Raw genomic sequence first — 19795 nt, 5'->3', positions numbered from 1 at the left:
CTGGTATGTTAATACTGGCAAAATAGGCAGGAGGATCTGCCTACCGACGATAGTCTTCTGGTCGTATTTCGTAGCGAGCCAACTTGTCATAGAACGTCTTGCGCGGCAGTTTCAGAGCCTTGGCCGCGTCAGAAGCCTTGCCATTGTGGCGCCCTAGTGCAGCGACCAACAATGATTTCTCGACCCGCGCTAATTGTTCGCTCAGCCCCAGGTCCGCAGACTGTCCGACCTCTTCTGGCATACCCAACACAAATCGCATGGCGGCAGACATCAAAGAACGCGCATTTCCCGGCCATTCCTGCGCCATGAGAGAGGCCAGATGTTCAGGTGTTATCTCAGGCTCGGCGATACCAGCCTGTTCCGCCGCCTGCGCCACATAACGGCGAAAAATGATCGGAATATCCTCTGGGCGCTCGGATAATGCAGGAATGCGAACCCGCATGACATCAAGGCGATAGAACAGATCGACGTTGAACCGTCCCTGCCCAGAATGCTGTGACAAGTCAGAAGTTGTGCCTGCTATTATTCGCACATCTGTCCCCTGCTCGATCAGTTCCAACGCTGCGTATTGAGTGGAATCCGGCATTGCGGAAACCTCATCAAGAAACAGCGACCCGCCAGCCGCATCCCCACATACCGTTAACAAATCTTCAGGCGTCAGGCTGGCGGCCGGGCGCTTTACAAACGGTCCCTGCCCGACAGGAGACATCAGATGCACAACCTCCGCGACTTTGGATATACCGCTGCCCGCCGGTCCAGTGACCAAGACTTCGGCGTGTGTCGGTGCCACGCTCCGCACGCGCTCTCGCAAGGCTTCGGCTTGCTCTGACAAACCGAATAGCATTCGGGCTGCTGGATCGCCTCGCTCTAACTCGCGCTTGAGCTCACGATCACGCAACACCTCTGACCGCGCGACAATCGCACGCTCCAGAACCGCCAGAAGATCTGCTGCCGCACTGGGCTTTTCAAGAAAATCGAAAGCGCCTTGTCCCATGGCCTGCACAGCCATTGGAATATCTCCTTCGCCGGTCAGCAAAACAACTGGTAGTTCAGGATCAACCTCGCGCGCGAAGTTCAGTAGGTGGAACCCATCGCGGCCAGGCATCCGAATATCCGAGATTATCACACCGTCAAATTCGCTATGAATATGATCTTTCGCCGCAACAAATGATCCCGCTGTAACCGGTTCATATTCTGCCAATTCAAGAGTCTGTGCCAAAGCTTCGCGAACAGCGGCATCGTCGTCGACCAAAAGCACTTTGCGGATCATGCAGCCTTGTCCTCACTGAAGGGTTCCAGTTCGACGGTAAATTCAGCACCATCGTCGGTATTTGCGCCGCGAATGTCCCCTCCGAAACTTTGAACCAAACCGTAGGAGATGGATAGCCCCAGACCCATTCCTTCGGACGAACCCACGGTTTTCGTGGTGTAGAATGGTTCAAACACGCGATCTGGGTCTTCGATACCCGGCCCGGAGTCTCTGACCGAAACACGAATGGGTTGCCCCTTCGTCAAAGTGATCGAGATTTTGCGTGCTGCCCGATCGGCCATAGCGTCTGCGCCATTATTGATCAGGTTGACGAAAACCTGCACCAAACGCACTTCACCTCCCCAGGCGTAAACCGCCGAACTTGGCGGCTCCCAACTCAATTCGACGCCTTCCTCTCGTAATCGAGCCTCAGTCAATTCGGCAGCCGTGTTCAAAACTTCAACCAAGTTGACGCGCCCCATCGGCTCGCTTTCGTTTCTGGCAAATGCACGCAGGTTTTTTATGATCCGGGCCATACGCGCAGCCATGTCGGAAATACGGCTCAGGTTTTCGCCGGTTTTTTCTTCTTTACCGCGTTCCAGAAATGCTGACCCGTTATCAGCGAATTGCTGGATAGCCATCAACGGTTGGTTCAGCTCGTGGCTGATCCCCGCTGACATCTTGCCCAATGCGCTCAGCTTACCTGCTTGAACCAGTTCGGTCTGAGCTTGCTTAAGCGCCGCCTCGGCTTCTTCACGTTCAGCGACTTCACGGCGCAAAGCCGAGTTTGCCGCTGTCAGCGCTCGCGTGCGCTGGGCCACCCTGCTTTCCAATACAGTATTGGCATCCGCCAATGTTCGCCGACGTTCTGAGGCCAGAAACAACAACGCTCCAAACGCGAAACAGATCGCTGCAACCGCTGCTGCTTGTAGTCCTGCCAAACGACGAGCAGGCGCGACATCGACCAGCATCTCTGCAGTCATCGCAATCACCGGCAGGTCGAGAGTCAGGTGCAACGCACGGCGAGGCAGATAACGCCCCCAATTCAGTTTCCAAACTTCATGCCCGGCAACTCGTGACGACGCAAATTCAACATTCTCACCTGCTGGTGACATCAAACCCTGCTGGCCTTGCGCACGGTGCCAAAGCAACAGATCAGAGCGGTTCGAAATAAAAACGACCCCATCCGCATCAACAAAGAACACCGCATCCGTACTTCCACGCCATGTCTGCTCGACATCCTGCACGTCGGCCAGAACCATCAGTGCACCCTTTATTTGCCCTGAATCTCCAAACGCTGGCGCTGCGTACGAATATATCCGATCCCCACTCTCGTCTTCGACTCCATGCGCGCTCCCTAACGCGCCTTGCATGGCGCGTTCAAAAGCCGGGTGCTCAGACATATCTCGCTGCGCCACGGGCTGTGCCGCCGCCAGAGCCTGCCCATCTGTGTCCAGGTAGATCACATTAACCGCAGCGGTCTTGTCAGCCACATCCAGCAACACTTTTCGTGCTGCTTGCTGCTGCGCCCCGGCACCAAGCGCCTGTAATGCAGGATGGTCCGCCATCAACGCAGCCACTTCCTGATATACTTGCATCTGTGTGCTTAACCGATCCGCCGCCAGCTCCAGATCCGCCTCGGCCTTTTCGCTCAGCTGCGACAAGGCCTGACGATAGCCATATGTCCAGATCGCAGCCGACAACAAACCAACTGCGCACAAAAAACCTGCAATGATCCAAATCCGTTGCATATCTAGGGTCTTGCATTCAGCGACGCCCATGGCAAGTGTGCAGCGCATGAAGACGCTCCACCAATCCCCGACTGACCCGGCATTCGTGCAAAATCCCTACCCGTTCTATGACACTGCGCGTCAATTCGGCGATCTGTTCTGTTGGGAGGAGTATGGCTTGGTTGCAGCCGCTTCGTACAAGGCTGTGCATACATTGTTGCGTGATCGGCGCTTTGGGCGCGAAATACCAACGGAATTTGCAAAACCCGGCCCAAGCCACCTTGCCCCGTGGCTTGAGGTTGAGTCGCATTCAATGTTGGAACTCGAACCACCCAGGCACACAAGGCTGCGATCGTTAGTCCTGCGGGCCTTTACATCCCGCGCCATTGCCGCGTTGGAGCCCGCCATAGAAGAATTGTGCAACGATTTGATCGAGAGATTCCCCGATGGCCCCTTCGATCTATTGCAAGCCTATTGCACACAGGTTCCTGTCATTACGATCTGCCGCCTGCTGGGCGTTCCCGAACGGATGGCACCAAAATTCCTGCATTGGTCTCACGCGATGGTGTCCATGTATCAGGCAAACCGAACCCGCGAAATCGAGGAGGATGCTGTTCAGGCCACGCAAGAGTTTACGGCCTATCTTGAAGACTACATCGAACTGCGACGTAGAGACCCGCGCGATGACCTGATCACGCGGTTGATCGCAGCGGAAGAAGACGGCGAAAAACTCTCACGCGATGAACTGATAACAACCTGTATCCTTTTGCTGAATGCCGGTCACGAAGCGACGGTGCATGCCATCGGCAATGGCGTGAAAACCCTACTGACAACACGCACCCAGCAGCTTGTCCTGTCACCCAGCTCCCTCGATGGGGTCGTCGAGGAAATTTTGCGATATGATCCGCCCCTCCATATGTTCACACGCTATGCCTATGAAGAGGTTGAGCTATTTGGGCACCGCTTTTCCCGCGGAGATCAGGTCGCATTGCTTCTGGGGGCCGCCAATCGTGACCCTACGGTCTGGCACCAACCCGATACGTTCGATCCAACACGAGACATAAGCGCCAACACCAGTTTTGGCGGAGGTCTCCATTTCTGCGTCGGCGCCCCTCTGGCACGATTGGAAATGCGTATTGCGCTTCCAATCCTGTTCAACAGACATCCCAACTTGCGGCTTGCAGATGACCCTGGATACTCGGACAGTTATCATTTCCATGGGCTAACCAAACTGATGGTGGAAACGTGAATCCCAGACGCGCATAAAGCATCAACCGGTCTATCGATCCCGGATCCGTTTTTCATCTGGCCAAAAATATCCCCGGGGAGTCGCCCATGGGCGACGGGGGCAGCGCCCCCAATCACTCGCCTTAATTCAACCGACAGAATTCAATGGCAGCATGGTGGTCGATTTGATCTCTTCCATCGACAACAAAGCCGTAACGTTGTGTACCCGAACCTCTGATATCAGCGCCTGGTAAAATGCATCATAGGCACGCGCATTCCTGACCCTTACCTTCAGGATGTAGTCGATGTCGCCGGCCAGCCGATGTGCTTCCTGCACCTCAGGACGGTCTCGCAAAGCTTTCAGGAATTTCTGCTGCCATTCCGCTTCGTGTTCCGACGTACGGATCAGCACAAAGAAAGTGGCCTCGAATCCAAGCGCCTCGGCATCCAGCAGAACCGTCTGTTGACCAATGACCCCTGCACCCTTCAGCTTGCGTATACGATTCCAAACTGGCGTCTTCGAACTGCCGACGCGGGCCGCGATTTCATCCAACGACTGGCTCGCGTCCCGTTGCAGCTCGGCTAGAATTTTCCGATCCGTGTCGTCTATCCGCACCGACATTCCAAATTTCCCTCTAAATCAAGACAATGGTTCAACTCGCAGCCAATGGAAGAACATTTGTCCTTATTTGCTGGCGCATATGGCGATTTACCGGGAATATTTCCTATATTGCCATTCAAGTCAATTCAGTCACGAGATGATCCGATGCAGGTCAAACAGTCAGATGAACGCATGAACAAGCCCGGCTTAGCCCAAGCCCTGTTCGGCCTGCACCTGATCTCGGTTTTTCATAAGGAGTTTGCCTGATGGCCCGCGCTTTTACCCCTAAAGTCGTCACCGCCAACGACCTGTTGGAAGGCGATGTGATTTATCAGACCGAAGATGACCGCTGGTCGCGCGATCTGTCCGAGGCCGAGCTGATCACCGATGAAGCCCATGCGCAGGTTCGATTGCTGGATGCCGCGCGCCAGGCAAACAAGATCGTTGGCGCGTATCTCGCCGATGCGATCGCCGGTGACAAAGGACCTGAACCTACCCATTTCCGGGAGGATTTCCGCCGGACTGGTCCGTCCAACTATGCCCATGGCAAACAGGAAACCTCCCCGCAGCCCCGGGTCTGATTTCAGGCTCTTCTCTCTCCCCTTCAAGGCCCCAGGTCCGGGGCTGCAACTAAGGACAGCTAAACATGTATCGCTACTCCGAGTTCGACACAGCATTTTTGGCAGAACGCAACGCACAGTTCCGGGCGCAGGTTGAGCGTCGCATTGACGGCTCATTGACCGAAGACGAATTCAAGCCCCTGCGCCTGATGAATGGCCTGTATCTGCAACTGCACGCATACATGCTGCGCGTCGCGATTCCCTATGGCACGCTCTCCAGTGCACAGATGCGTCAGTTGGCCTTACTGGCCGAGAAGTGGGACAAGGGCTATGGCCATTTCACCACCCGTCAGAACATCCAGTACAACTGGCCGAAGCTGAACGACGTGCCGGATATGCTAGACGCGCTGGCCGAGGTTGGCATGCACGCCATCCAGACTTCAGGCAACACCATCCGTAACGTGACAGCCGACCACTTCGCCGGTGCCGCCGCGGATGAGATCGCCGACCCGCGCCCCTATGCTGAATTGCTACGTCAGTGGTCGACCGACCACCCGGAATTCCAATTCATGCCGCGTAAGTTCAAGATCGCCATCACCGGCAGTGAAAACGACCGCGCCGTGATCAAGGCGCATGACATCGGCCTACAACTGGTCGAGCGTGACGGCGTTCTTGGCGCCCGCGTCATCGTGGGTGGTGGTCTGGGTCGCACGCCGATGATCGGCAAAGAACTGTCCGAATTTGTCGCCTTTGACGACCTGTTGGCATATCTCGAAGCGACTGTTTCGGTGTGGAACCAGATTGGCCGCCGCGACAACAAGTACAAAGCCCGTATCAAGATTACGGTGCATGAACATGGCATCGACGCCATCCGCGCCAAGGTGAACGAGCGCTTCCTGCAGGTCCGCCCGCAGTTCAAAGGTGCTGACATGAATCTGCTGGAAGAAGTCAAAGTTTACTTTGCGCCTCCGACCTTCCGCGAAGCATCCGTCGCCTCGTTTGAAAGCGCCTATACCAACGATCCGGTTTTCCGTTCGTGGGTCGACACCAACATCGCGCCGCACAAAAACGCGGACCACGCGATCGTTACGATCTCGATCAAAAAGCACGGCCAGACGCCGGGCGACGCAACTGCCGAGCAGATGCGCGTGATGGCCGATCTGGCCGAAGAGTTCGCCTATGACGAGCTTCGCATCAGCCACGAGCAGAACGTGATCCTGCCGCATGTCCACAAATCGGACCTGCCTACGATCCATGCGAAGCTGAAAGAATACGAACTGGCTACAGCCAATATCGGGCTGATCAGCGACATCATCGCTTGCCCGGGCATGGACTATTGTGCGCTGGCAACGGCCCGTTCGATCCCGGTTGCTCAGGAAATCGCGACCCGGTTCGAGGACATGAAGCTGGAGCATGATATCGGCCACTTGAAGATCAAAATCTCGGGCTGCATCAACGCTTGTGGTCACCACCATGTGGGCCATATCGGCATCCTGGGTCTGGATCGCGCAGGTGTTGAGAACTACCAGATCACGCTGGGCGGTGATGCGACCGAGACGGCAGCCGTCGGTGATCGCACGGGTCCGGGTTTTGCCTATGATGAGATCGTTCCTGCCGTTGAACGCATCGTCGAAACCTATCTGGACCTGCGCGATAGCGCCGAGGAAACTTTCCTCGAAACCTATCGCCGCGTTGGAATGGCTCCGTTCAAGGCCGTGCTTTACCCCGAGGCGCGGGCCAATGCCGCTTGACCTGATCCAGACGGAACTGGGTTCCAACAGACGCGAACTGACCGAAAAGGTCGACGCGCTGAATACCCGGTTCCGTCATCATAGTGCTCATGACGTGATGCACGGCGCGATTGAAGAGATCGAAGAACTTGCGCTCGTTTCCAGCTTTGGAGCGGAGTCGGTCGTGCTGTTGCACATGGCGGCAGTGGTCGACAAAGCCACACCGGTATTGTTCATCGACACGCAGATGCTGTTTACGGAAACGCTCGAGTATCAGCACGAGGTTAGTGAACGTCTGGGGCTGACCAACGTGAAAATCATCCAAGCGGATAAGGACGATGTTGAGCGTGACGACCCTTATGGGGCACTACATCTAAGTGACACTGACGCTTGCTGCAATTTGCGAAAGACTTTCCCGCTGCAACGGGCGCTATCTGGATATTGCGGCTGGGTATCCGGGCGCAAACGGTTTCAATCAGGAACCCGCGCGGCGCTCGAATTCTTCGAAGTCGAAGACGGCACCGGACGGATCAAAGTCAATCCATTGGCCCATTGGGCGCCCGAAGATGTGCGCGCCTATATGACTGAGAACAACCTGCCCCGGCACCCGCTGGTGGCCAAAGGATACCCATCGATCGGCTGTGCACCCTGCACATCGCCGGTCAAAGAGGGCGAAGACCCCCGCGCCGGACGCTGGCGTAACAGAGAAAAAGAAGAATGCGGCATCCATTTTGTCGACGGCAAGATGGTGCGTGTTGGAGAGAAAACATGAACGTAATCGTGAATGACCAAGGCTTTTCGCCCGAGGACTGGACCGACGGCTTTGTTACTTTGGACGATGCAGCCAACGATGTTGTAGCACTCGACGTCAGCTCGGACACGGATCCGGATGAACTGATTGACCGTTTGGGCAGCGCTCAGATGGTGCGCGTTGACTTTCCGTCATCAGCAGACGGGCGCGGCTTTACGATCGCACGTGTGCTGCGGTTGAAAGGGTATACCGGTCGCCTTCGTGCAAAAGGCCATGTATTGGCGGATCAATACGCAATGGCACGTCGCAGCGGGTTTGATGAGGTCGAAATCGATCACAGCCTAGCCGCACGTCAGCCCGAAGATCAGTGGTTGGCGCGTGCCAACTGGCAAGAGAACAATTATCAGGCCCGCCTGCGCGGCTGAAACCCGCCATCGCCAGCTTGTGACACGAAAGGGGCAATCTGCCCCTTTTCCTGACTTGGATCAAAGATTAAACGGAGATACCGGTTTAGCAGATCGGTGGTGAAATTATGACAGAGATGAAGCCCGTGAGTGAAGCAACCGCCGTAAAGGCCCCCGTCCTGCCCGACGCTCAGACCGTGACCGAGGTCAAGCACTGGACCGACCGCCTGTTCTCGTTCAAGGTGTCGCGCCCGGCGTCCCTGCGTTTCCGATCGGGCGAGTTCGTGATGATTGGTCTGCTGGGTGACAATGGCAAACCTCTGCTACGCGCTTATTCAATCGCTTCGCCTTCGTGGGACGAAGAGTTGGAGTTTTATTCGATCAAAGTGCAGGATGGCCCGCTGACCTCGAAACTACAGCACATCCAGCCTGGCGATCAGATCATCCTGCGGCCCAAACCGGTTGGAACGCTGGTCCATGACGCGCTGCTGCCCGGCAAGCGCATCTGGTTCTTTGCAACTGGAACCGGCTTTGCCCCCTTCGCATCGTTGCTGCGCGAACCTCAGACATATGAGGATTATGACGAGGTCATCATAACTCATACCTGCCGCGATGTGGCCGAGCTGGATTATGGTCGCGAGCTGATCGAGAACATCCGTCAGGACGAGTTGCTGGCTGAACTGATCGGTGAAGGTTTCGCCGATAAGATCCGCTACTACCCGACCACCACGCGAGAAGAGAGCCCCAAAATGGGCCGCATCACCGAATTGCTGAAAGATGGCTCGGTGTTTGCCGATCTGGGCATCGAAGGTGGTATCAAACCGGACACCGACCGTGCCATGGTCTGTGGCAGCCTTGCGTTCAACCATGACATCAAAGCAATTTTGGAAGAGTTCGGCCTGCGCGAAGGCGCGAATTCCGAACCCAAGGAATTCGTGATCGAAAAGGCCTTTGTGGGCTAAACGGGTTTGCCGGTCGGGTCGTCGACAGCCTAAACCGGCAAAAACACCCGAATTTCATCGAAAATTCATGCGGCTTGCAATTTATGCCGCTTGAAACACCTCTCAGCCCGGTCTAAATTCCGGGCTCGAAATTCTGCAATCATCAAAGGAATGAACCCATAGCCCGCAGACCTCACAACGCGCCGCCACAGCGAGATACCGGCCCGCGCGTCAATGACAAGATCCGAGCTCCCGAAATTCGCCTGATTGGCGCCGAAGGTGAAAATGTCGGGGTGGTTCATCCCGCAAAAGCCATGCAGATGGCCTCCGATGTTGGCCTCGATCTGGTTGAGATTTCGCCCAACGCGAACCCGCCGGTCTGCAAAATCATGGATTTCGGTAAGTTCAAGTACGAACAGCAGAAACGCGAAAGCGAAGCCCGCAAGAAGCAAAAGATCATCGAGGTGAAAGAGGTCAAGTTCCGGCCCAACACCGATACGCATGACTATGACGTCAAGATGCGCAACGTGTTCAAGTTTCTTGAGAACGGCGACAAGGTCAAAGTCACCCTGCGTTTCCGTGGTCGCGAGATGGCACACCAAAATCTGGGCCGTGAACTGCTAGAGCGGGTGGCCGAGGACGTCAAGGATCTGGGCAAGATCGAGAACATGCCCAAGATGGAAGGCCGTCAGATGATCATGATGATCGGCCCTCTGCCGCAGAAGTAACCGCGCTTCAGGACGTGTTCAAAGGCTCCGCCAGTCTGGTCGGAGCCTTTTTTCATGCCTGGCTCTTATCGAATCCGCTCTGCAGATTTTCAACGTGCCGCGAACTATTTGAGAAGACAGCTTTCAGTTTTGTCAGATCACGTTTGAGATCGCGCGATCCAACTTGGCGACCAACTCATCGATCTGCTTGCTTTCTATAATGAATGGAGGCGCCAGAAGGATATGATCCCCATGTTGACCATCGCGTGTTCCGGACATCGGATAACAAATCAATCCTTCCGCAAACGCCGCCTTCTTGATCTTGCCCGCAACTCCAAGTGCTGGATCAAACGGCGTTTTGGTCTCGCGATTTGCCACAAGTTCGATCCCCCGGAACAAACCACGCCCGCGGATATCGCCAACATGGGGATGCTGACCAAACGCAGTGGTCAGGGCTGACTGCAGTTTCTCGCCCATCAGCGCCGCCCTCAATGGCAGATCGTTCTGCGTAAGTTCCGTCACGACCGCCAATGCGGCAGCTGTTGCAACCGGGTGACCAATATAGGTGTGACCGTGTTGGAAGAATCCCGATCCGTTTTGGATTGCGTCGTAGATCCGAGCCGAACACAGCATCGCCCCGATTGGCTGATACCCAGCCCCCAACCCCTTGGCTATACACAAAATATCCGGTGCCACGCCGTCATGATCACAAGCAAACAGATGGCCGGTACGCCCCATGCCACACATCACTTCATCAAGGATCAGCAGAACACCATATTGATCACAAATCTCACGAATACGTTTGAAATATCCTTCAACCGCAGGAACGGCCCCTAAAGTCGCGCCGACCACGGGTTCTGCCATGAAGGCCATCACCGTATCGGGCCCCAGACGCAATATTTCGGCCTCCAATTCATTAGCCACACGCTGCCCGTAGTCGTAGCTGCTCTCGCCCTCAGGCTTTTCAGCGTATTCATAACAGGGTGCGATATGGGTCATCTCGATCAGCATCGGCGCAAACTGAGCCCGTCGCCATTCGTTGCCCCCCGCCGACAGTGCCCCCAGTGTGTTACCGTGATAGCTTTGCCGACGTGCAATGACATGACGGCGCTCAGGCTGACCTGATTCCAGATAGTACTGCCGTGCCAACTTGATCGCAGCCTCGGTCGCCTCGGACCCGCCCGACACGAAATACACGCGGTCCAAATCACCCGGAGCATGTTCGATCAACAAATCAGCAAGCGCCTCAGCCGGTTCCGAGGTCATGAAGCCGGTATGGGCAAACGCGATCTGCTCTACCTGCTGCTGCACCGCTTTGACCACAGTATCATTGGAATGACCAAGACACGAAACCGCTGCATCCCCGCAATCCAGATAGCGGCGACCGGTTGAATCAATCAGATAACAACCCTCACCACCTGCAGCGACCGGCAATTCAGACTTAGTGTGGCGCGGAAAAACGTGACTCATTTCGAAGTCCTTTTCAAAAGATCAATCAGAGCGGCAACGGATGCGGCGTTATCGGCCCAGGCCTGACCATCAAAGCCCGTAATACTGTTTTCAAACCCCACGCGCACATCACCACCAAGCTGTACAGCTTTTTGCAGGCACGCATGCTCTTGCCCGCCAAAGGCACAGACCATCCATGGGTCTGTCGTAGCCGGGAAGGCATCCAGATCTTCCGGTGTCGATTCCTGCGTTGTCGAGTAGCGGCCAAGTACAAACAGACGTTCGACCTGATGGGGTTTAACAACTCCATCCTTCTGCCAGCGGACCAACAACTCAACGTCGGTAGCGTCATAGAGAATGTGTTGAACGCGCGTCCCCTGTTCCGCGCATAGCGTATAAACACTTGGCGCAAGCTCCGGCGACCTAGCAATCTCGCGTACCGAAATCGAAGCCCAATCCGGGTGGACGTTCTTTAGGCAATCGAACTGGGTCTGAACGTCAAAAATTCCGGCAGCCTCTGTGGTAATCTGGATGTCCATCTGCGGTACGGCGTGGTGCAATTCCCCAAGCGTCTCTCGATACAAACCTGCATCCAGAGAATGCTGACCCGCCTGATCACGGACATGCAGATGCAATCCATTGGCACCTGCCAGGCTGCAGGCTTTCGCCGTTTCGACGATTTCTTCCATTGTTACAGGCAAGGCAGGATGATCCCGGTGCCCTCTGCGCGCTCCATTTGGCGCGACCAATATGTAAGGCAGGGCTTCGCTTACCGACATCCCCAAACTACCTTCTGACATTTCCAAACGGCTTAATCTGATCCCGAAATATATGCAGTCCTAGTGTTTTCAATTTGCTTTCTCCATAACATTTGTTTTTCTATAACAATGCACAACAAACCAGCCCAACTGACCGAGCAGCTACGCGCTGATATCGATTCCCTGCCTCAACAGATGCAGGCCGCAGCAAAATACATCATCGATCATCCCGGGGATTTTGGGCTCGACCCGGTCCGCGTTACGGCTGAGAAAATCGGTGTAAGCTCAAATGTCCTCGTGCGTCTGGCGTACCGTCTGGGCTTCGACAGTTTCGAGTCTTTTCGAAAACCATTTCGGCAGACTCTTGTCACCGATCGCGAGGATCGGTTGGGCCAAGATTGGTTGGGCCGCATGCGGTCAGGTGATGACTTCAGCGCGGCTCAAGCAGGGTTCGCGCAAAATGAGCTGAATGTCGTAACCCGCTCCCTGCGTCTGGCTGATCCCGCGTTGGTAAAGCAGGTCACGGACCACATGTTGTCAGCAAAACGCTGCTATATCACAGCAACCCGAGCCAGCTATGCTTTGGCCTATTATTTTCACTATGCCGGTCGGATGGCACACCCCGGATTTCAGTTGGTCCCCCGGCACATGGGGTCAGCCGTCGATGATCTGCTCGAGGCCGATGCAGCGGACTGCTTGTTCGCCATCACCGTTCATCCCTATTCCTCGGACACTATCCAATCCATGCGTTTTGCGTGTAAACGCGGGATGCGGATCGTCTTATTGTCGGATAGCGAAGTCATTGCACCTGGTGTTGACCCGGATGTCGTGCTGCCAGTCAGCACCCGCACTCAACATCACTTTTCCAGCTTCTCAGGGGCCATGGCTGTACTCGAATGCCTGATCGGTCACCTTTTTGCTGCAGGAGGGTCGGCAGCGCGCGACCGCGTCGAACGGTATCAGACGGCCCGAGAAGACACTGGCGCATATTGGCGCCCCGCCAAGCCGCCTCGGGTCAGAAAAAAGTAAAGCCCCGGCTTTCACCGGGGCTTATCGATTTGGCTGCGAACCTGCTCAGCTGCAGGCTTCGACGGCCCGTTTTGTCATCACGCTGACCAGATGCGCCCGGTATTCTTTGCTGCCATGCAAATCTCCGATCATGTTCATCGGATTGATGTGCAGACCTATCAAAGCATCGGTACGGAACTCTTTGTTCAAGGCCTCCTCGGCCTGGGACCAACGGAACACTCCATCTTCGCTGGCGCCGGTTACGGCAACCCGCACGCCATCCGCAAACCGGGCAAGATAGACCCCGACCAATGCAAAACGGGACGCCGGTTGCAAAAACTTCTGATAGCTCGCAGCTTGCGGCACCGGAAAACGCACCGAGGTGATAATTTCACCCTCTTCCAGCGCAGTCGTAAACATGCCTTGAAAGAAGTCATCTGCCGCAATCTGTCGCGTATTAGTGACAACGGTCGCCCCTGAACCCAGCACTCCCGCCGGATAACAGGCCGCCGGATCATTGTTGGCGACAGAGCCACCAATGGTGCCGCGATTACGCACCGCCGGATCTCCGATCTGACCAGCCAGGGCCGCCAGCGCCGGATAGCTGCTCGCTGCATCCGCCGCTACATTTGCGTGGGTCGTGGCACCACCAATGGCAACTGAACCATCATCCTCGACACAGACGCCCTTCATCTCAGCAATCCCACTGACTGAAACCAGCGTTGATGGCGCCGCCAATCGTTGCTTCAACGTGGGGATCAGGGTCTGACCACCCCCCAACGCCTGCGCATCCTCACCCGCCAACGCGGCAACCGCGTCAGCAATGGTCGAGGGCTTCTCAAACTCGAAATTGTACATTTCGTTCTTCCTTTCCGAAAGGCGCGGATCCGCCCTTCATCTGGCTATAAATATCTCGGGGAGCGCGAGGGGCTGGCCACTCGCACCCCAACCTTTCAACCATGCATTGCCGTCCAAACACGCGACGGGCTCATCGGCATGTCAATGTGATCAACAGCCCTTCCACCCGAATTCAGCGCATCCAAAACCGCGTTGACAACGGCAGGTGGCGAACCGATTGCTCCGGCCTCGCCGCAGCCCTTCACACCCAACGGGTTGTGCGTACACGGCGTCTGGCTGGAATGGTCGACCTCATAGAATGGCAGATCATCTGCGCGAGGCATCGCGTAGTCCATGAAGGACGCGCTCAGCAGTTGGCCGTTCTCGTCATAGGCGCAGTTCTCCAGCAGCGCCTGACCGATGCCCTGACCAATACCACCATGTACCTGACCATCCACGATCATCGGGTTCACGATGTTGCCAAAGTCATCCGCGGCGGTGAACTTCTCGATGCTGACCTGACCGGTCTCGGCGTCCACCTCGACCTCGCAGGCATAGGCGCCGGCCGGGAAGGTAAAGTTGGCCGGGTCATAAAACGCGGTCTCCTCCAGCCCCGGCTCAACCTCCAGCGGGAAGTTGTGCGGCACATAGGCCGTGAGGGTCACATCACCCCAGGCCACCGATTTGTCGGTACCCGCAACGCTGAACTGTCCGTCCTTCAACTCGATATCAGCCTCAGACGCTTCCAGAAGGTGGGCCGCGATCTTCTTGGCCTTGTCGATTACCTTTTCAGTCGCCTTGACCATGGCCGAACCACAAACCGCCAGCGAGCGTGAGCCATAGGTGCCCATCCCGAACGGGATCTTCGAGGTATCGCCATGTACAATCTCGACCATCGACTCATCGATACCGATCATGTCCGCCACAACCTGCGGGAAGGCGGTTTCATGCCCTTGCCCGTGGCTGTGCGCGCCAACCATGACGCTGATCGAACCGGTGGCGTTTACCCGCACCGTGGCAGCATCATATAGACCCGCCCGGGCCCCCAACATGCCAACGATGTTGGATGGCGCGATACCGCAGGCCTCGATATAGCAATTGACACCCAAGCCGCGAAGCTTGCCATTGGCCTCACTCTGCGCCCTCCGTGCGGCAAAGCCAGATAGATCGGCTGCGGCCTCAAGTTTGTCCATCGTCCCGTTGTAATCCCCGGTGTCATAGGTCAGTGCGACCGGCGTGTCATACGGGAACTGGGTGATGAAGTTTTGACGACGCAGCGCAATCGGATCAACGCCCAACTCTCGCGCGGCCTTGTCGATGACCCGCTCCAACTGGAATGTTGCCTCAGGCCGGCCCGCGCCGCGATAGGCATCCACCGGCACCGTATTGGTGAACATCGCCCGCACATTCACCTGAATGACTGGCGTCTTGTAGTTCCCCGCCATCAGCGTGCCGTGCAACCAGGTCGGAACCGAACTGGAGAAAGTCGATAGATAAGCACCCAGATTGGCATGAGTGTTGGTGCGCAAACCGGTGAAGTTGTTCTCCGCATCCAACGCCAGCTCAATCGTAGTTACATGGTCGCGACCATGGGCATCCGACATGAACGCCTCGGACCGGCTGGATGTCCACTTGACCGGGCGGTTGCAGGCCTTGGCAGCGAAGGTGCAGAATGCCTCCTCCGCATAGTGGAAAATCTTGGTTCCAAAGCCACCGCCCACATCCGGGGCGACCACCCGCACCTTGTGCTCGGGTAGGCCCAGAACAAACGCGCACATCAGCAAACGGATCACGTGCGGGTTCTGCGAGGTGGTATAGAGCGTGTACTCATCCGTGCCTCGGCTGTACTCGGCCACGGCCACGCGCGGCTCCATCGGGTTGGCAACCAGTCGGTTGTTGACCAGATCCAGCGTGGTGACGTGGGCTGCATCGGCAAAGACCGCGTTGACCTTGTCATTGTCTTCTTCGCCCAAGTGCCAGTCGTAGCAGATGTTGTTCTTCAGATCGTCGTGGACAAGCGTCGCGCCATCCTGCGCCGCAGCCTTCATATCCAGAACTGCGGGCAGTTCCTCGATCTCCACCTCGATCGCCTCAGCCGCATCGCGGGCCTGCTCTAAGCTGTCGGCCACAACAGCAGCAATCGGATCGCCTACATGGCGCACCTTACCCTGTGCCAGAATGGGGTGCGGGGGTTCCTGCATCGGGGCGCCGTGCCGGTCGGTGACTTCCCAGCCGCAGGGCATTCCGCCCACGCCTTCAAAATCCTTGCCGGTGAAAACCTTCACCACACCTGGCATGCCCTCGGCAGCAGATGTGTCGATATTGGTGATCCGGCCATGTGCGATGTCGGACCGTAGAAAATGTACATAGGCCTGGCCATGTACGTTGATGTCGTCGGTGTAATTGCCTGCTCCGGTCAGAAAGCGTACGTCTTCACGCCGCTTGGAACTGGCTCCGATGCCACTGTCTTTGGGCATTGCTTGTTCTCCTCCCTGGAAAAGAATTTTCGTCGAAAATTCTTACCCGCCTTACTCGGCGGCGATGCTGGAAACGTCCTGGCCGGATGCGGCCATGATCGCCTTGACGATGTTGTGATAGCCTGTGCACCGGCACAGATTACCCTCGAGGTACTTCCGGATTTCCCCTTCGGTCGGGCGCGGATTATCCTTGAGCAGTGCCGCAGCGCTCATCACCATGCCAGGGGTACAAAACCCGCATTGCAGCCCATGATGATCCTGAAAGGCCTGCTGAATGACATTCAGCGAACCATCCTCTGCAGCCTGCCCTTCGATCGTACCCACATCGGCACCATCCGCTTCCAGGGCCAGCATATTGCAGGATTTGACCGCCTCACCATTCACATGCACGACGCACGCACCACATTGTGCCGTGTCACATCCGACATGTGTTCCGGTCAGCGACAGATGATCACGCAAAAAGCTGGACAGAAGCGTCCGGCCTTCAACGTCACCACTAACGGCTTTCCCGTTCACGGTCATTGAGACCTGTGTCATGAGATCCTCCCAATTTATTGTTTTTCCTTAGTCCCGAGTTAAACACGGGAAATTTTGTTTGAGAACAAAAATATTTGCCCGATTTTTCCGCAACTTCTTTGCTCATCTCACTAATCATGAGGCGTATGATCGAAACGGCAAAAATGCCGTTACGTCACTTTTGTTTGGCAGCGCGAGGTTGCGGCCGTGTGGGGATTTCCTTCAGTAGCCCTCCGACACCCATCGCTGCGATGTCAGCACCCGTCGTCTCGATCCCGCAAGCGACTCGAGACAGCACCCAATCCGCCCCGTTCAGTGCAGGCGAACGGGCGCATCCAGGCAGACCGATGATTGGGCGACCACCTAAAGACCCCAGAAACAACAGGTTTCCCGGATCAACCGGCATCCCAAATCGATCGACTGCGCCTCCGGCTTCTCGGACAGAGGCCGGTGCCACATCATTTTCATCCGACGTGGCCGATCCGGTCAGAATCATGACGATCTCGCCGCGAACGGACTTTAGCGCGGCTGCTAAATCACCCTGCCGATGCGGAACAACTTTAACGTCGCACAGGTCCATCCCCAATGCCTCAACCCGTCCGCGAATGGCGGCAATACCTTTTTTGTTCGAAGGCCCGCCGGCAATATCGGTGATGACGAGCCCGGCGTTCTTGTATTTCGGCACCGAAAGTCGAATGGAGTTCTGCGCCTGTTCGGCTGCACGGCGAACGTCGGTTTGCTGCACCGCATACGAGATGACTTTGATCGTCGCGACCATGCCGCCTGCCGTCATCTGTTGGTACTGCGGTACGGTTGCGACCGTGATCATCGGATTGACCCGATTGAAGTTTTGCAGTGCATCAGTGTCCAAGATTGCCACGCCAGGACTATCAGCCAGCAAGTTGACCCGCCCTGTGAAGGCGTCGGTCACGCGCAGGTTGGCCTTTGCAGGGTCCGGCACTAGGGCTGCAGACAGCATTGCCGCCGCCTCATTCTCATGACAATCGCCGAGCTCAAGCTTGGCGACCGTTACCTCAGTCAGACCGGCCTGCTTTAATTCGTCGATATGCTGGGGCGTCAGCGTGATACCCTTGCGCAACCTCCGGTCACCTGCCTTGACGGAATGAGCCAGAATCGCGCCGCTGGCGTCGGCAACGGCTACCGGACCAAACTTCACGCCTTGCCCCGCAGAACCGCTGTCATTTGTGCAAGGATGGCCACCGCGATCTCGGAAGGGCTGGCCGCACCGATATCCAGCCCGATCGGTCCGTGAATCCGTGAAATCTGCTCGTCTGTAAACCCGGATTGTTTCATCCGATCGATACGCTTGGCGTGGGTGCGCTTGGACCCAAGTGCTCCGATGTAAAACACATCGGCTGACAATGCGGCCTGAAGCGCTGGGTCGTCTAGCTTGGGATCGTGGGTCAGCAGAACAAGCGCCGTTCTTGTGTCCAGCCCCAATTTCGACACCGCCTCATCCGGCCAGTCTGTCAGGATAGTCTCTCCGGGAAATCGAGCGTCCGAGGCAAAAGCTTCGCGTGGATCAACAATCGCTGGATCGTAGCCAGCGAGGCGTGCCATCGGCACAAGTGCTTGGGCAATATGCACAGCTCCAACCACGATCAATCGCAAAGGAGGATTGTGAACCGCAACAAAGGTTTGACCATCTTCTTCGAACCCAGACCTATCCATGCGCAATCGTTCGGTATAGGCGTTTCGACGCAATGCTCGGTGGCCGGTTTCAGTGTTTACCTCATACGCCAAAGGTTCACGCCGCGCCCGTGCGGCGACCAGTTCAGCCAGCATCGGATCGGGCAGAACTTTACCAACGGGTTCGACGAGAACCCTGATCGTCCCACCACACGCTAATCCGACGGCAAATGCGTCATCATCGCTGACACCAAATTCCAGCAGCCGGGCCTCACCTTCTTCGATGGCCTCCAACGCCTCGACAATCACTGCGCCCTCTACGCAGCCGCCTGAAACCGAACCTTCGATCCGACCGTCGCCTGCAATAACGAGCTGCGAACCGACACGGCGTGGTGCGCTGCCCCAGGTCTCGACTACAGTCGCCAGAGCCGCGCCCTTACCGGCGCGATACCATTCCAATGCGGTTTCCGGGCTGCTATCGAATCGTTCCATTGAGACCTCCGACCATGCTCGGCTTCAACATAGTCAGCTTTACAACAATGAAAAGCGGTCCGAGGTCTAAGTTACCGGCGCTAACAGGCCGGTTTTGAACTCATATTCATAAAAGATTGATTGTCACCTGACCGCACTCTAGCTTGGACGCAGTTTCGGGTACTTCCCGAAATCACCCCTGCATATTTCAAAGCGGAGACAAACAGTTGAAACGTATTCTTACACTGGGAACGGCGCTTGGCATGATGGCTGCCAGCGCCGGATGGGCTGATACATTTTTGAAGTACGGTGAGGTTGAAGGCTGGAAAGTCTTCATCGATCAAGACAAGAAATCTTGCCTGATCGAAGCGGTGGATGACTCGGAAAATGTCGTGCAGATGGGGCTGACCGAAGATCGCGGTGTCGGCTATGTGGGTGTTTTCACCAAGGCAAAAACCAATATCAAGAAGGGCGAGAAAGAAGCCGTCGCCATCCTCATCGGAGACAACATTTATGTTGGTGAGGCCACTGGCATGAAAGGGAATATCACCAAGGGCTATTCAGGCGGGTATGTTCTGTCAGACGATCCTCAGTTCGCAGACGACCTTGCCAAGAAGAAGGTGATGGTCGTGTTCCCGGAAAAAGAGTTCGCCTTCACAGTCGATCTGACCGGCACTTACAAAGCCATGGAGATGGCGCGAAAGTGCAATGAAGAACAGCTGTCTTAAT

General features: G+C 56.2%; 20 protein-coding genes. 10 read left to right on the top strand and 10 right to left on the bottom strand.

From position 1 onward, the window contains the following. Window positions 1-40 precede the first annotated feature (40 nt). Together ACR0KN_RS02360 and ACR0KN_RS02355 are read right to left on the bottom strand one after the other, a co-directional pair. The gene (locus tag ACR0KN_RS02360) at window positions 41-1270 is read right to left on the bottom strand and encodes a sigma-54-dependent transcriptional regulator (protein WP_480651105.1); all 1230 of its coding nucleotides are present in this window, start codon (window positions 1268-1270) and stop codon (window positions 41-43) included. Then, entirely contained in the window at window positions 1267-3048 is a 1782-nt protein-coding gene (locus ACR0KN_RS02355; protein WP_480651103.1) for a sensor histidine kinase, read from the bottom strand. Before ACR0KN_RS02355 ends, ACR0KN_RS02360 begins: the two co-directional genes overlap by 4 nt. Here ACR0KN_RS02355 and ACR0KN_RS02350 point away from each other — a divergent pair. Beyond that, complete coding sequence (locus ACR0KN_RS02350; protein ID WP_480651101.1) at window positions 3047-4228, top strand: cytochrome P450; 1182 nt, start codon at window positions 3047-3049, stop codon at window positions 4226-4228. The two genes, ACR0KN_RS02355 and ACR0KN_RS02350, sit on opposite strands and share 2 nt — an antisense overlap. 126 nt (window positions 4229-4354) lie before the next feature. Here the strand turns inward: ACR0KN_RS02350 and ACR0KN_RS02345 are convergent, their stop codons facing one another. After that, window positions 4355-4828 carry an Lrp/AsnC family transcriptional regulator gene (locus ACR0KN_RS02345; RefSeq protein ID WP_480651099.1) on the bottom strand — a complete coding sequence of 158 codons (474 nt, stop codon included), beginning with the start codon at window positions 4826-4828 and terminating at the stop codon, window positions 4355-4357. A gap of 45 nt (window positions 4829-4873) precedes the next feature. On the opposite strand from ACR0KN_RS02345, the gene ACR0KN_RS02340 reads away from it, so the two are divergent. The 7 genes from ACR0KN_RS02340 to infC all read left to right on the top strand — a co-directional run bounded on the left by ACR0KN_RS02340 (window position 4874) and on the right by infC (window position 9921). Next, entirely contained in the window at window positions 4874-5074 is a 201-nt protein-coding gene (locus tag ACR0KN_RS02340; RefSeq protein ID WP_480651097.1) for a hypothetical protein, read from the top strand. After that, on the top strand, window positions 5074-5388 hold the full coding sequence (locus ACR0KN_RS02335; RefSeq protein ID WP_170469818.1) for a DUF2849 domain-containing protein: 315 nt from the start codon (window positions 5074-5076) through the stop codon (window positions 5386-5388). Before ACR0KN_RS02340 ends, ACR0KN_RS02335 begins: the two co-directional genes overlap by 1 nt. 65 nt (window positions 5389-5453) lie before the next feature. Further along, window positions 5454-7118, top strand: a complete 1665-nt coding sequence (locus ACR0KN_RS02330) for a nitrite/sulfite reductase (protein WP_480651095.1) — start codon at window positions 5454-5456, stop codon at window positions 7116-7118. Continuing rightward, the gene (locus ACR0KN_RS02325) at window positions 7108-7869 is read left to right on the top strand and encodes a phosphoadenylyl-sulfate reductase (RefSeq protein ID WP_480651093.1); all 762 of its coding nucleotides are present in this window, start codon (window positions 7108-7110) and stop codon (window positions 7867-7869) included. Before ACR0KN_RS02330 ends, ACR0KN_RS02325 begins: the two co-directional genes overlap by 11 nt. Beyond that, window positions 7866-8273, top strand: coding sequence for a DUF934 domain-containing protein (locus ACR0KN_RS02320; protein ID WP_170469810.1), 408 nt, complete (start codon window positions 7866-7868; stop codon window positions 8271-8273). The genes ACR0KN_RS02325 and ACR0KN_RS02320 overlap by 4 nt, the downstream gene beginning before the upstream one ends. 107 nt (window positions 8274-8380) lie before the next feature. Beyond that, complete coding sequence (locus tag ACR0KN_RS02315) at window positions 8381-9214, top strand: ferredoxin--NADP reductase (protein ID WP_260025904.1); 834 nt, start codon at window positions 8381-8383, stop codon at window positions 9212-9214. A gap of 116 nt (window positions 9215-9330) precedes the next feature. Then, window positions 9331-9921, top strand: a complete 591-nt coding sequence (infC, locus tag ACR0KN_RS02310; RefSeq protein WP_311201789.1) for a translation initiation factor IF-3 — start codon at window positions 9331-9333, stop codon at window positions 9919-9921. 132 nt (window positions 9922-10053) lie between these two features. Here the strand turns inward: infC and ACR0KN_RS02305 are convergent, their stop codons facing one another. Then, window positions 10054-11370, bottom strand: coding sequence for an aspartate aminotransferase family protein (locus ACR0KN_RS02305; protein WP_480651090.1), 1317 nt, complete (start codon window positions 11368-11370; stop codon window positions 10054-10056). Beyond that, entirely contained in the window at window positions 11367-12128 is a 762-nt protein-coding gene (locus tag ACR0KN_RS02300; protein ID WP_480651088.1) for a beta-keto acid cleavage family enzyme, read from the bottom strand. The genes ACR0KN_RS02305 and ACR0KN_RS02300 overlap by 4 nt, the downstream gene beginning before the upstream one ends. A 108-nt stretch (window positions 12129-12236) precedes the next feature. Between ACR0KN_RS02300 and ACR0KN_RS02295 the strand changes: the two genes are divergently transcribed. Next, the gene (locus ACR0KN_RS02295) at window positions 12237-13136 is read left to right on the top strand and encodes a MurR/RpiR family transcriptional regulator (protein ID WP_480651086.1); all 900 of its coding nucleotides are present in this window, start codon (window positions 12237-12239) and stop codon (window positions 13134-13136) included. Between the two features lie 45 nt (window positions 13137-13181). Here ACR0KN_RS02295 and ACR0KN_RS02290 read toward each other — a convergent pair whose 3' ends face one another. The 5 genes from ACR0KN_RS02290 to ACR0KN_RS02270 all read right to left on the bottom strand — a co-directional run bounded on the left by ACR0KN_RS02290 (window position 13182) and on the right by ACR0KN_RS02270 (window position 19087). Next, window positions 13182-13973: an FAD binding domain-containing protein gene (locus ACR0KN_RS02290; RefSeq protein WP_480651084.1), complete on the bottom strand. Its 792-nt coding sequence runs from the start codon at window positions 13971-13973 to the stop codon at window positions 13182-13184. Between the two features lie 95 nt (window positions 13974-14068). After that, window positions 14069-16429, bottom strand: coding sequence for a xanthine dehydrogenase family protein molybdopterin-binding subunit (locus ACR0KN_RS02285; protein WP_480651082.1), 2361 nt, complete (start codon window positions 16427-16429; stop codon window positions 14069-14071). A 51-nt stretch (window positions 16430-16480) separates the two neighbouring features. Continuing rightward, entirely contained in the window at window positions 16481-16966 is a 486-nt protein-coding gene (locus tag ACR0KN_RS02280) for a (2Fe-2S)-binding protein (protein ID WP_010439719.1), read from the bottom strand. Window positions 16967-17120: 154 nt separating this feature from the next. Next, window positions 17121-18122 (bottom strand): molybdopterin-binding protein, encoded by a 1002-nt coding sequence (locus ACR0KN_RS02275; protein ID WP_480651080.1) that lies wholly within the window; start codon window positions 18120-18122, stop codon window positions 17121-17123. Beyond that, window positions 18119-19087, bottom strand: a complete 969-nt coding sequence (locus ACR0KN_RS02270; RefSeq protein ID WP_480651078.1) for an XdhC family protein — start codon at window positions 19085-19087, stop codon at window positions 18119-18121. Before ACR0KN_RS02270 ends, ACR0KN_RS02275 begins: the two co-directional genes overlap by 4 nt. A 206-nt stretch (window positions 19088-19293) precedes the next feature. On the opposite strand from ACR0KN_RS02270, the gene ACR0KN_RS02265 reads away from it, so the two are divergent. After that, the gene (locus ACR0KN_RS02265) at window positions 19294-19794 is read left to right on the top strand and encodes a hypothetical protein (RefSeq protein WP_010439711.1); all 501 of its coding nucleotides are present in this window, start codon (window positions 19294-19296) and stop codon (window positions 19792-19794) included. Window position 19795: the final 1 nt, after the last annotated feature.

It is taken from the genome of Ruegeria sp. AP7, from assembly GCF_056539905.1.
This window is presented reverse-complemented; position numbering and strand designations above follow the sequence as displayed.